General features: G+C 36.3%; 12 protein-coding genes and 1 riboswitch. Of the genes, 7 read left to right on the top strand and 5 right to left on the bottom strand.

Annotated features, from left to right (window positions below; genetic code table 11):
- Positions 1-205: 205 nt before the first annotated feature.
- Positions 206-1,204, bottom strand: coding sequence for a DhaKLM operon coactivator DhaQ (gene dhaQ, locus B5P40_RS08365; protein ID WP_113709117.1), 999 nt, complete (start codon positions 1,202-1,204; stop codon positions 206-208).
- A 19-nt stretch (positions 1,205-1,223) separates the two neighbouring features.
- Positions 1,224-1,790, bottom strand: a complete 567-nt coding sequence (gene dhaS / locus B5P40_RS08360; protein ID WP_000204216.1) for a dihydroxyacetone kinase transcriptional activator DhaS — start codon at positions 1,788-1,790, stop codon at positions 1,224-1,226.
- A 178-nt stretch (positions 1,791-1,968) separates the two neighbouring features.
- On the opposite strand from dhaS, the gene dhaK reads away from it, so the two are divergent.
- Positions 1,969-3,720, top strand: coding sequence for a dihydroxyacetone kinase subunit DhaK (gene dhaK / locus B5P40_RS08350; RefSeq protein WP_113709116.1), 1,752 nt, complete (start codon positions 1,969-1,971; stop codon positions 3,718-3,720).
- 74 nt (positions 3,721-3,794) lie between these two features.
- On the opposite strand, the gene B5P40_RS08345 is transcribed toward dhaK, so the two are convergent.
- Positions 3,795-4,436: an FMN-dependent NADH-azoreductase gene (locus B5P40_RS08345; RefSeq protein ID WP_113709115.1), complete on the bottom strand. Its 642-nt coding sequence runs from the start codon at positions 4,434-4,436 to the stop codon at positions 3,795-3,797.
- Positions 4,437-4,646: 210 nt separating this feature from the next.
- Here B5P40_RS08345 and B5P40_RS08340 point away from each other — a divergent pair, with 210 nt between their 5' ends.
- Complete coding sequence (locus tag B5P40_RS08340) at positions 4,647-5,153, top strand: RrF2 family transcriptional regulator (protein ID WP_016101675.1); 507 nt, start codon at positions 4,647-4,649, stop codon at positions 5,151-5,153.
- 191 nt (positions 5,154-5,344) lie between these two features.
- A complete protein-coding gene (locus B5P40_RS08335) occupies positions 5,345-5,515 on the top strand; it encodes a DAK2 domain-containing protein (RefSeq protein ID WP_336619607.1) in 171 nt (56 codons plus the stop codon).
- Positions 5,516-5,613: 98 nt separating this feature from the next.
- Here the strand turns inward: B5P40_RS08335 and B5P40_RS08330 are convergent, their stop codons facing one another.
- Positions 5,614-6,165, bottom strand: a complete 552-nt coding sequence (locus B5P40_RS08330; RefSeq protein ID WP_113709114.1) for a DUF4352 domain-containing protein — start codon at positions 6,163-6,165, stop codon at positions 5,614-5,616.
- A 292-nt stretch (positions 6,166-6,457) separates the two neighbouring features.
- On the opposite strand from B5P40_RS08330, the gene B5P40_RS08325 reads away from it, so the two are divergent.
- The gene (locus B5P40_RS08325) at positions 6,458-6,847 is read left to right on the top strand and encodes a hypothetical protein (protein ID WP_113709113.1); all 390 of its coding nucleotides are present in this window, start codon (positions 6,458-6,460) and stop codon (positions 6,845-6,847) included.
- A gap of 249 nt (positions 6,848-7,096) precedes the next feature.
- On the opposite strand, the gene B5P40_RS08320 is transcribed toward B5P40_RS08325, so the two are convergent.
- A complete protein-coding gene (locus tag B5P40_RS08320) occupies positions 7,097-7,303 on the bottom strand; it encodes a hypothetical protein (RefSeq protein ID WP_002035364.1) in 207 nt (68 codons plus the stop codon).
- Positions 7,304-7,560: 257 nt separating this feature from the next.
- A riboswitch (SAM riboswitch) is annotated at positions 7,561-7,668 on the top strand.
- Between the two features lie 82 nt (positions 7,669-7,750).
- Here B5P40_RS08320 and B5P40_RS08315 point away from each other — a divergent pair.
- From B5P40_RS08315 to B5P40_RS08305, 3 genes are all read left to right on the top strand, one after another.
- Complete coding sequence (locus tag B5P40_RS08315) at positions 7,751-8,809, top strand: LLM class flavin-dependent oxidoreductase (protein ID WP_113709112.1); 1,059 nt, start codon at positions 7,751-7,753, stop codon at positions 8,807-8,809.
- Entirely contained in the window at positions 8,802-9,758 is a 957-nt protein-coding gene (locus tag B5P40_RS08310) for an ATP-grasp domain-containing protein (RefSeq protein WP_113709111.1), read from the top strand. The genes B5P40_RS08315 and B5P40_RS08310 overlap by 8 nt, the downstream gene beginning before the upstream one ends.
- Before the next feature lie 387 nt (positions 9,759-10,145).
- Entirely contained in the window at positions 10,146-12,533 is a 2,388-nt protein-coding gene (locus B5P40_RS08305; protein WP_181462934.1) for an immune inhibitor A domain-containing protein, read from the top strand.
- The last annotated feature ends 116 nt before the right edge of the window (positions 12,534-12,649 follow it).

The following is a 12,649-nucleotide window of genomic DNA, read 5'->3' as shown; positions in this document are numbered from 1 at the left end:
TTGAGCAGGTCCTTTTGAAAATAAAAAAAAGACACATTAAGGTGCCTTTCTCCGACTGGATAACCGCATTTCGAAACTGGTGGATAACTTGCAAATAGTATGTATGCTTCGATTTATTTACAGATACCTAAGGTTTATACATTCTTCATATAAGTCAGTACTTTTGATTACTAAACGTTCAATCATCATAATGTTTAGTTTATTGTTACCAACCGCTCGCTCCAACATCCGTCTTCAACCACTTCACCCAATCCGAATCTTCTATTTTAAGCAAACTGAGCGAAACACCTTTCATATCTAAAGAAGTGAGAAGGGTACCAACCTTTACGAACTTCACATGTAAGCCTTCCAGCTCACATAAACGGCGAATATCGTTTGCGAAAATGTATTGTTCCATTAATGGTGTCGTACCGAGTCCGTTAATGAGGATGGCGAAGTTGTCACCTTTTCTCCAGCGATAAATGCTTTTTAGTTTGTTCATAAGTTCGATCGCTAATATTTCAGAAGAGGATAGTGCTTCTTTGCGGTAACCTTTTTCGCCATGAATACCAACGCCGTAAAAGACTTCATCGTCGTTTAATGTGAATGAAGCTTTTCCTTGTACTGGATCATTTGCAGGTGAAAGGGCGACTCCTAATGTGTGTAAGTTTTTGATGACAGAACGGCCAAGTGTTGTTAGTTCTTCTAAAGAATGACCGCTCTCAGCGGCCGCGCCTACTATTTTTTGAATGAAAACAGTACCAGCGACGCCGCGTCTTCTTTTGTTAAAAGAAGCATCATCTTCAATTGAAACGTCGTCATTTACGATGATGTGGTCAATTTGTCTTCCTTCTTCTTGGGCGATTTGTTCTGCAGCTAAAAAGTTTTCTACGTCATCTTTAAAGTTTTTAATAATGAATAAAATACTTTTATCTTTTGGCATTAAGCGAGTTGCCGCCACAATTTGTTCCACTGTAGGCGGAGTGAAAATACTGCCGTTTACGGCCGCTGTAAGCATTCCTTTTCCTACATAACCTATATCAGCAGGTTCATGTCCGCTACCACCGCCGCTTATAATAGCGACGTCTTGCTTCAGTTTTTCGATATCTTTTACATAAATGATGTTATGTGTTTCGTCGTAATTTACTTTGTCGTTATGTTCAAAATAAAAGCCATGCAGCATATCTTGAACGATATTTTGTACATCATTCATAATCTTTTTCATTGCTTTTGCCACCCTTTAATTACTTTGCTGATTGCTCCAGTAATAGTAGTAATTGATTGTTTATCATATTTTTCATGAGAGAAGACATAATGGACGGATCTACTTCACATTTACTTTCAATCCAATCTTTTATCGTCCCAACGAAGCCGTGACTATAAAAAGAGGCAATCGTATTTTTTGTCTCATCAGAAAGGCTGAATCCACAGCTCATCGATAGTTCATCAATAATCTTCATATATAAGTTTTTCGTATGCTCAAATAAATAGTGATTAAACGAGTTTTGTTCAATGACTTTAAAAGCATTTCGGTAAAATTTTTGATTTTCATAAAAGTAATCAAATAATAAATCGAAAATGTTTTCCCATGTTTCATAATCAAGAAAGTCTATAATGTTTTCTTTCGTTTCTTCTCTATAAATCCAGCTTAATAGTTCAAATTTATCTTTAAAATGATAATAAAAAGTTTGCCTACGCATTTGACAGTGTAACATAATATCGCTCACTGATATTTTATGAAACGACTCTGTTTCCATTAAATACTTCAATGAATTCGCGATTATCTTTTTAGAAATTATAGAAGAGGTCATCTGAATCATCCCTAGAATGTTAGTAATATGAAAATCCTACCTACAAATGAGAGCGGTGTCTTTAGACAGATTGTCCATTTTGTCCGTTTACTATAAAACGCTTTCATTTTAACATGAGTAGTAAGAAGAAGATTTCAAATATATCACAATATATTAAAGGAATTGAGGGAGAAGCACAATGAAAAAGATTATAAACAAACCAGAAACATTAGTAATGGAAATGTGCAACGGAATGGTTATGGCTCATCCAGAGCTGGAGCTTTTGAAAAAATATAAAGTCATTAAGAAGAAAGAAATGAATGAAAATAAAGTAACGTTAATTAGTGGCGGCGGTAGTGGTCACGAGCCAGCACATGCAGGTCTAGTCGGAAAAGGAATGTTAGATGCGGCAGTATGCGGAGATGTGTTTGCTTCGCCTTCACAAATTCAGGTATACCAAGCGATTAAAGAAACAGCTAGTAAAAAAGGTACGTTATTAATTATTAAAAATTATAGCGGCGATATTATGAATTTCAAAAACGGTGCGCATTTAGCGACTGAAGATGGAATTGAAGTAGACTACGTAAAAGTAGACGATGATATTGCGGTAGAAGATAGTTTGTATACAGTAGGACGCCGCGGCGTTGCGGGAGTTATTTTAGTTCATAAAATTGCCGGTGCAGCAGCGGAAGCAGGAATGGATTTAGGAGCGGTGAAAGCTATCGCAGAAAAAGCAGCGGCTAACGTGCGTACAATCGGTTTAGCATTAACTTCTTGTACAGTTCCAGCGAGCGGATCACCTACTTTTACACTTGCGGAAGATGAAATGGAATACGGCGTAGGTATTCACGGTGAACCAGGTATTAAACGTGAAAAAACGCTGTCAGCAGATGAATTAGCTAACCGTATGACAAATGATTTAATAAAAGATTTAGGAGTAAAAGATGGTGAGGAAATCGCACTTCTAGTAAATGGTTTTGGCGGCACACCACTGCAAGAACTTTATCTATTTAATAATGCAGTTACGAGAGAATTAGCTGCTAGAAACATTAAAATCAATAGAGTATTCGTCGGTAATTATATGACGAGTATCGATATGGCTGGTATGTCTTTAACAGTGATGAAGTTAGATGACGAGCTAAAAACGTTATTATCGAAAGAGTGTAATACACCTGCATTTAAAGTAGATGGACCAGTTGAGAGTGTAGAGTACGTGAATGTGCTTGAAGATGTAGAAGAGACGGAAGTTTCATTTGAACTAGAAACAGCGGAAGAGCACGCTGTTATTAAAGATAATGTCATTACATTAAATAACATGATTTATCTCGTTGATAAAATGAGTGACATTATTATTAAAAATGAAGTACCGTTCTGTGAGTTAGATACACATGCAGGTGACGGAGACTTCGGAATGAGTGTTGCAAAAGGATTTAAGCAATTAAAGCGTGAGTGGCATTCTATTGTAGATCAAGAGAACGTAACGATCGGATCATTCCTTGACGGTTGTTCAATGATTATTATGGAACATTGCGGCGGCGCTTCTGGTCCAATTTGGGGCGGAGCATTCCGCGCAGCTAGTAAAGCAGCAGGCGAAAAACGTGAGTTAACAGCCAAAGAGTTCGCTGAAATATTGCAAGCGGCACTTCAAGGCATACAATCTATCGGTGAAAGATCGTTCGGTAGAGGAGCGGTAGTTGGTGATAAAACACTTGTTGATGCACTTGCTCCATGTGTAGACTCTTGGTTAAATAGCGCTTCAAACGAATCAGACATGAAAACTGCCTTTGAAAAAGGAGCAGAAGCAGCGGTTAAAGGAGCAGAGTATACGAAAGAAATCGTAGCTCGTATGGGCCGCGCTGGTACAGTTGGTGAAAGAAGCTTAGGCTATCCAGATGCAGGTGCACATGCACTTGGGGTTATCTTTACGGAGATTGCGGGTAGTTTGAAATAGGAATTAGAAGATCCCCTCTGCCTTAAGGTGGAGGGGATCTTTAATTATAACCATCATTCTTCCAGTGAAAAAATTTATTTGTTAGCCAATCTAGAAGCTGCTTCTTTAACTTCTTTATATGCATTTTGTAATACTTCATTTGGATCTAGTACTGCTGTTCCTTGTGCACGAACGATTTGATAATCTTCAATACCTAGGAAATTAAACATTGCTTTTAAATATTTATGAGAGTATTCCACTTCTGTATACCAATCATCATTTGTATAGATTCCTCCACTTGCTTGTATAACAAGCATTCTTCTTCCATCTTTAAGTAATCCCACTGATCCAGTTTCAGTATATTTAAATGTTTCACGTGCAATCATGATATTGTCCATGTAATCTTTTAACTTTGATGGAATATTAAAGTTGTGCAAAGGTAATACGATAACATACGTATTTGCACTTTTAAATTGTTGTAAAATTTCGGACATACGCTCTGTTACTTTTTGTTCTGCATCAGTTAACTTCTGTCCATTTCCTTGCTTTTCCCATGCGCTTAAAACAGTTTTATCTATCATTGGTACTACATCATCGTATAAATTAATCTGTTCAATCGTTTCATTATTAGGAATTAATTCTTTATAAGATACTAAAAAGTGGTTAAGAACCTTAATGCTGACTGATGATGTATCATCCACTTTCGGATGTGCGTTTATGATAAGTGTTTTGTTCATTTGTATTTCCCCTTCTTAAAAGTTTTTACGTTTTAATTATCGACTAAATTAATCGTCGATTAGTTCGGTCTTTAATATAAACTCTGAAATTATTTTTGTCAAATGAAATACATACTATTCTAAAAGAGCCTTTTTTTATTTGACTAAAATTCTAAATGGTCCTAAGATACAATTTGATAACCCTTAAAATAAAAAGCAGGTGATTTGTATATGCAATATAGTGTTGGGGTTGAATATGCCTTGCATTGCCTAGTTTATTTAATTAATACTCCTTCCAAGGAAAGTGTTGGAATAAAAGATTTGGCAGAGTTTCAAGGACTTTCTGAAACATTTCTTTCAAAAGTTTTCGGTAAATTATCTAAAGCTGACATTGTGAATTCTGTCCCAGGTGTAAAGGGAGGATATAGGTTAGCTAAGTCTCCAGAAGATATCTCTTTTTGGGATGTAATAGAAGCTGTCGAAGGTCCAAAACCTATTTTTCAATGTAAAAATATTGTGCAGAATGGCCTACTATATCGAGACGAGGCTTGTAATTCTTGTGAACCTAGCAATTCTTCTTGTACAATTAACTTAGTAATGCTTGAAGCAGAAGAACACATGCGTGAGTTTCTCCGTAAAAAGACTCTTGCATGGTTAGATAAAGAACTTGACATTGTTTTACCTGAAAAAATAAGGGTAGATACTCGTGAATACTTCAAACAAAAAAACTCTAACTAAATCGCCATGACGAATTAGTTAGAGTTTTTTTGTTTTTTAACATTAATTCCATCATGTGAGTACTTCATCATAAATTCCTTCTTTAAATATCACATTTAATTAACTCATAAAGTTTCAAATTGATTAACATTAAAATTCTAAAAAATACAATTTTATTTTCGTAAAAAGTAAATGAATTTATGTTTTCAGATATTTTAAACATAGTGAAAATCGCCTTTGAAAAAGGAGCAGAGTATACGAAAGAAATCGTAGCTCGTATGGGCCGCGCTGGTACAGTTGGTGAAAGAAGCTTAGGCTATCCAGATGCAGGTGCACATGCAATTGGGGTTATCTTTACGGAGATTGCGGGTAGTTTGAAATAGGAATTAGAAAGTCCCTCTGCCTTAAGGCGGAGGGACTTTTATATATTCTTCATTTGTATCTATATCAAATTTTTCATTGCTTTTTGCTTATTTGAGACTTAGTTTTTTTGTGATTGCAGCTTATCGATTTTCCAGTGTGCTTCTAGAGATTCTAAAGAGCTTTCAATATAAAACATATATTCATCTGCGGTACTTGTTACTTCAAAAGCTATTTTTAATTCTACCGTTTCATTTGGTTTAACTTGTATATCAGAAGGGTTTTGGTCAAGCACCTTGCCTTCATAGGCCTTTCCGTCTTTTTCATCTTTTAAGTTATATTTTAATTCTGATAGTCCAATCATTTGACCTCGTACATTTTTTACAGAGACATTAACAACGACGGAATCGTTACTAGCATTTAAATATGCATTTTGAACGGTGGCCAAGTAATAGCCTCCCTTAACACTCTCACCAACTAATAAAATACCTTGTTCCAAGCGGCTCATATCTTCTTTTTCTTCAAAATTTATTAATTCTTCATTTTCATTTTTTGCGGTTGGTTCTTCTATTGGACCATTTTCAACGGCACTATCTTTTTTATCTTGTGTGCAAGCAGCCGTAACACTGGCTAATACTAGAATTAAAGTAAGTAATATGAATAATTTCCTCATAAAATTGATCTGTCTCCTTAAGTTTCTCAATTTTGTTCAGCTATACATATAAGATTAACATAATGTCTCATTATTGGATCAAAATAGGGGTTCTTTTAGATACCTTATTCTTTTTCCTTTTAATATACATTCGATTGGTTCTCACGATATTTTTTAATCTTTTAAATCATTGTCTTAGTAATACCAAGGGTTATTATAGATATATTAATCATATAATTTGTCCCTATCAAAATGAACGTTTCTTGCATCTAATATATTGTAAATATATTTTATTTTGAAAGGATGTGATTATATGGCTCATAAATCTACGGGAGTGTTTCGAGTTCCAGTTTCTGAAAATGGGATTATTCCAACTGCTCTCAACATTATGTTAAACAATGATTCACGCTGTCATACCAGTAATGTAACGGTAAGTGTTAAGAGAAGTCGAAACATTTCTTTCCCGATTCAAAATGAGTTAGTTGAAATCTCTCGTACTTTTGTTTCTTTAGAACCAAACAGAACAACTAAGATTGTGTTGTTTACACCAGAATTCGAAATAGAAGATTTTCTTGATGTCATCGTTAGTGGAAATAAAGATGATGTTAAGGAGGTTCTTGTATATTCTTTCTTAGCAGATTCAGCAGGTCACAATCTGCCATCTACTGTTTTCAGAAATGCAGAATACACTTTTGCTTGCTGACACCGTGATGATGTATTCTTTACTGTCATATATCTGAAGGAAAATGTTAAATAGGAGTTGATTTAACTTTTATTTGGGTTCTCCAAAGAAGTCTGCTTTAGCCAAATAAACAAGGAATCGACTAATAGGTTCCTTGTTTTTTTATTAATATGATTGGTGTATTTACTCTAGTTGTAGCGAAATCGTCCGTTGTTATCATTCCTACTGTATCATTAATAAACATCTGCATAATATGTAATTAGTATTATTTTATTCTTTAAATATCTCCGGTTTTTCAACTCTAAATGATTGCACCTCACCGCACTCTAAACAAAATGTGGTTAATAGTTTGGAACGTTTCCCTCCTGAAAAGAATCTACTAGATTCATCCTCACAAACATATGCATGATAAGCAGATCCAACCCTTCCTTCTTTAAATGTAGTAGAACCACAATTCTCGCATCGTTTATTTTTCATGTTACTAACACCTCATTTGATTGATATTTATTTTTCTGTGTTTTTAAGATAGAAGTAAAGCAACTTGGTTATAAATGATGTTTTCGACATGATACAACATAGCCCTTTATATATTCGTAAGTAAAACAACATAATACCCCTATAATTCTCTATAACAATATGATTTTTCATATATCATTTAATGTTTATCGGAAAAATAAGTATTAAAGTATTGAGTTTTATTATTCTGATGATTATAATAAATAAAAAACAAACAATTCTTATGTTGAGAAGTGGAGGGACGGGCCCTATGAAACTTCGGCAACCTCGTTTTAGACGAAAGGTGCCAAATCCTGCAGGTGAAAAAAACACCTGAAAGATAAGAGCAGTTCACTTAGTCAAGAAGGCTACTCTTATTTCGATAAGAGTAGCTTTTTTTATGGCTAAAAGTTAAAGGGGGAATATGTAGTGGAGTATGGTTTTTGGTTACCGATTTTTGGGGGATGGCTTCGAAATGTAGATGATGAATCTATGCCACCTACGTTTGAATATGCAAAACAAACAGCGCAAGCGGCAGAACAATTAGGTTTTTCAACAACACTTATAGCAGAATTAAATTTAAATGATATAAAAGGTGTTTCAGCACCAAGTTTAGAGGCGTGGACAACTGCGGCAGCACTTGCAGCAGTAACGGATCGATTAGAGATTATGACAGCTGTAAGACCTGGTTTTCACAATCCAGCAGTTACAGCGAAAATGGCAGCGAATATTGATCAATTAAGTAATGGCCGTTTTACATTGAATGTAGTTTCAGCATGGTGGGAAGAAGAAGCGAGACAGTACGGCGGGGTATTTACCGCACATGATGAACGATATGATCGCACAGAGGAATTTGTAACAGTTTTGAAAGAGCTTTGGAAAGAAGAAGAGTTTTCTTATAAAGGGAACTTTTATGAGCTTCATCATACACATTTAAGTCCAAAACCTGTGCAGAAACAAGGCATTAAGATCTATGCAGGTGGTGAGAGTGAGCGAGGAAAAGAAGTAATTGTAAATCACGCGGATGCATATGTAATGCATGGCGGAACAGTGGAAGAAGTATTTGTGAAAATAGAAGATATGAAGAATCGTAGAAAGAAAGTCACAGAGGAGCCATTGCAGTCATTCGGGCTTGCGGCTTACGTCATTTGTCGTGATACAGAAGAAGAGGCGTTAGAGGAATGGGGACGCATAACGGATGTGAAAGACGATGCTTTAGGTTACGCGGGTTATCAAGACTTTATTAGTAAATCGCATTTGGAACAGCAAGTGAAGCTCAATGATTATTCCGTATCTAATCGCGGGTTACGTCCTAATTTAATCGGAACACCAGAACAAATTGCAGAAAGGATACTCGCTTTTGAAAAAGTGGGTGTTACGTTATTACTTTTACAATTTTCGCCACAGCTTGAAGAGATGAAACGATTTTCTGAAAAAGTGATGCCATTAGTTGAAGCAAAAAGAAAGGAATTGATTACAAATGAGTAAAATTTACATATTACATGAGAATAAGGAATGGACGGATCATTTAGTGAAAAGGTTGGAAGAACTGGAGTTACCTTATGAGGAGTGGTTTTTAGATGAAGGAACTGTTTCGTTAGAACAAGAACCTCCCCAAGGTGTTTTTTATAGCCGTATGAGTGCCTCTTCACATACGAGAGGGCATCGATATGCACCTGAATTGACTGAAGGGGTTCTTGCTTGGCTAGAGGGATACGGACGAACAGTATTTAATGGGTCTCGTGCATTACGCCTTGAAGTAAGTAAATTGAATCAATATGCAGCATTAAGAAATTTTGGGATACAAGTGCCGAAAACAATTGGTGCTGTTGGCCGTGATCATATAGTAAAAGCAGCAAGGGAGTTAGGGGAAGTACCGTTCATTACAAAGCATAACCGTGCAGGTAAAGGCCTTGGTGTTCAACTGTTTCATTCCATTGATGCTTTAGAACAATATTTGGATGGTTCGACGTTTGAAGAGCCTATTGATGGAATTACTTTAATCCAGCAGTATATTGAAGCGCCAGAACCATATATTACACGTTGTGAGTTTGTAGGCGGTCAGTTTGTATATGCAGTTAAAGTAGATACATCAGAAGGATTTGAGCTTTGTCCGGCAGATGCGTGTTCTATTCACGATGCTTTTTGCCCAGTAGGAGAAGAGAGTAAGAAAGAGTCGTCAACAAAATTTGAAATTATATCGGACTTCCAAGAGCCAATTATTGAACAATACAAAGAATTTTTGAAAGAAAATGAAATTACCGTTGCTGGTATTGAATTTATTCGCAGTTCGGATGGAACAATTTATACGTATGATATTAATACAAACACAAACTATAATTCTGACGCAGAGTCTGTAGCTAATCAATTTGGTATGCTTGAGCTTGCTAAATTCCTTGGAATAGAATTAGAAAAACAAGTAGAGTCAGTTAAATAATGTTGATTAAAAAATAAGGTTCTGGTGCAAACCTTTGCTAAATTAATAGTATCAGTATGTCCAAGTTTAAGAGCGTACTTACAAGGTTTTTAGAGTTTTTGCACCAGCAAGAAAAGTATCAGTTTTTATGTTGTATTTTTTTTTCCTTTCCTAGCACTACTCTATCGCCATCAAAACAAAAGAACGAGTGATCCCACTTTATGGTTATGTACAAAACATAAACTAGTAGAAGTTTTGTATTTTTTATCCTACGTATCCCACCCTGCACAAAAAAATATTTCTCAACATTTTATTTGTTGAAAAATATTGAATATTCTCTATAAAGAGAATATTATGTTTCTATCGGCAAAAAAAACGATAATTCGCAGACACTGGGGAGGAAATGCATTGAAAAAGAATAAGAAGTTAAAACCATTATCAGTTTTAGCAACAGCGGCAGTACTAAGTAGTAGTTTTGCTTTTGGAAGTCATGCAGCGTATGCTGAAACACCAACATCATCTCTACCAATAGATGAGCATTTAATACCGGAAGAGCGTTTGGCAGAAGCGCTAAAACAACGGGGCGTAATTGATCAATCTGCATCACAAGCTGAGACGTCAAAGGCTGTCGAAAAATATGTTGAGAAAAAGAAAGGGGAAAACCCTGGTAAAGAAATCTTGACAGGAGATAGTCTTACGCAAGAAGCTTCTGATTTTATGAAAAAAGTAAAAGATGCAAAAATGAAGGAAAATGAACAGGCGCAGCAGCCAACAGTAGGGCCAGTAGCTGGACAAGGTGCGGGATTGAATTCTAGTAAATTAAATGGAGAAGTCCCTACTGCACCAGCGAAGCAAGAAGAGTACAACGGTGCTGTTCGAAAAGATAAAGTACTTGTTTTACTTGTAGAATTTAGCGATTTTAAGCATAACAATATTGATCAAGAGCCAGGATACATGTATTCTAAGGACTTTAATCGTGAACATTATCAAAAAATGTTATTTGGTGATGAACCATTTACGTTATTTGATGGATCGAAGATTAATACATTTAAACAATATTATGAAGAACAATCTGGCGGCAGCTACACAGTTGATGGAACTGTAACGGAATGGCTTACTGTTCCAGGGAAAGCTTCAGATTACGGTTCGGATGCAGGAACTGGCCATGATAATAAGGGTCCTTTAGGGCCACGTGATTTTGTGAAAGAAGCATTAAAAGCAGCGGTAGCAAAAGGAATTAATTTAGCAGATTATGATCAATTTGATCAATACGATCAAAATGGTGATGGAAATAAAAACGAGCCAGATGGCATTATTGATCATTTAATGGTTGTACATGCTGGCGTTGGTCAAGAAGCTGGCGGCGGTAAATTGAAAGATGATGCGATTTGGTCTCATCGTTCAAAACTTGGATCAAAACCATATGCGATTGATGGCACAAAATCTTCTGTTTCGAATTGGGGCGGAAAGATGGCTGCATACGATTATACAATCGAGCCTGAAGATGGAGCAGTTGGTGTGTTTGCGCATGAGTATGGTCATGATTTAGGATTACCAGATGAATACGATACGAAGTACTCAGGGCAAGGTGAACCTGTTGAGTCATGGTCTATTATGAGTGGCGGCAGCTGGGCTGGAAAAATTGCAGGAACAGAGCCAACAAGTTTCTCACCACAAAATAAAGAGTTTTTCCAAAAGAATATGAATGGCAACTGGGCGAATATCGTTGAGGTAGATTATGATAAACTTCGCACGGGAGTCGGTGTTGCAACATATTTAGATCAAAGTGTTACAAAATCAAAACGACCAGGAATCGTTCGTGTTAACTTACCAGACAAAGATATTAAAAATATCGAGTCAGCATTTGGTAAGAAGTTTTATTACAGCACAAAAGGAAATGATATTCATACAATACTTGAGACACCAGTATTTGACTTAACAAATGCCAAGGATGCTAAGTTCGATTATAAGGCATTCTATGAACTTGAAGCGAAGTATGATTTCCTTGACGTATATGCGATTGCAGAAGATGGAACGAAGACACGTATTGATAGAATGGGCGAAAAAGATGTAAAAGGCGGCGTGGATACAACTGATGGTAAGTGGGTTGATAAATCATACGATTTAAGCCAATTCAAAGGGAAAAAAGTAAAACTGCAATTTGAGTATTTAACAGATATTGCAGTAGCTTATAAAGGATTTGCGTTAGATAATGCTGCATTAACTGTAGATGGCAAAGTTGTTTTCTCAGATGATGCAGAAGGCGGGCCAGCAATGACGTTAAAAGGATTTACTGTATCTAACGGATTGGAACAGAAAAAAAATAACTACTACGTAGAGTGGAGAAATTACGCTGGTTCTGACACGGCGTTACAACATGCGCGTGGTCCAGTGTTTAATACAGGAATGGTTGTATGGTATGCGGATCAAAGCTTTACAGATAACTGGGTAGGCGTTCATCCAGGTGAAGGATTCTTAGGAGTAGTAGATTCTCATCCAGAGGCAATCGTAGGAACATTAAACGGACAACCGACTGTGAAGAGCAGTACGCGTTATCAAATTGCCGATGCGGCATTCTCATTTGATCAAGCGCCGGCATGGAGAGTAGATTCGCCAACTCGCGGTATCTTTGACTATAAAGGATTACCAGGAGTTGCAAAATTTGATGATTCTAAGCAGTACATCAACAGCATGATTCCAGATGCAGGACGTAAGTTGCCGAAACTAGGATTGAAGTTTGAAGTAGTAGGTCAAGCTGAAGACAAGTCTGCAGGTGCAGTTTGGATTCATCGATAGAATAAGGTGAAACTAAGAGGAGCTGTCCGAATTATGGACAGCTCTCTTCTTGTTGTAAAAACCATAATATCACTATGAATCTCTATAACAATATGAGTTTTTGCATATTTTTAAAT

The sequence above is a fragment of the Bacillus sp. SRB_8 genome, from assembly GCF_003264205.1.
Taxonomy (GTDB): Bacteria; Bacillota; Bacilli; order Bacillales; family Bacillaceae_G; genus Bacillus_A; species Bacillus_A mycoides.
The sequence above is the reverse complement of the archived record's forward strand: the minus strand, read 5'-3'. Positions and strand labels throughout refer to the sequence as shown.

Coding starts and splice junctions, on each gene's coding strand:
- B5P40_RS08340 (WP_016101675.1), top strand. CDS start 4,647: ATGCAATATAGTGTTGGGGTTGAATATGCCTTGCATTGCCTAGTTTAT.
- dhaQ (WP_113709117.1), bottom strand. CDS start 1,204: ATGAAAAAGATTATGAATGATGTACAAAATATCGTTCAAGATATGCTG.
- B5P40_RS08325 (WP_113709113.1), top strand. CDS start 6,458: ATGGCTCATAAATCTACGGGAGTGTTTCGAGTTCCAGTTTCTGAAAAT.
- dhaS (WP_000204216.1), bottom strand. CDS start 1,790: ATGACCTCTTCTATAATTTCTAAAAAGATAATCGCGAATTCATTGAAG.
- B5P40_RS08320 (WP_002035364.1), bottom strand. CDS start 7,303: ATGAAAAATAAACGATGCGAGAATTGTGGTTCTACTACATTTAAAGAA.
- B5P40_RS08330 (WP_113709114.1), bottom strand. CDS start 6,165: ATGAGGAAATTATTCATATTACTTACTTTAATTCTAGTATTAGCCAGT.
- dhaK (WP_113709116.1), top strand. CDS start 1,969: ATGAAAAAGATTATAAACAAACCAGAAACATTAGTAATGGAAATGTGC.
- B5P40_RS08345 (WP_113709115.1), bottom strand. CDS start 4,436: ATGAACAAAACACTTATCATAAACGCACATCCGAAAGTGGATGATACA.
- B5P40_RS08310 (WP_113709111.1), top strand. CDS start 8,802: ATGAGTAAAATTTACATATTACATGAGAATAAGGAATGGACGGATCAT.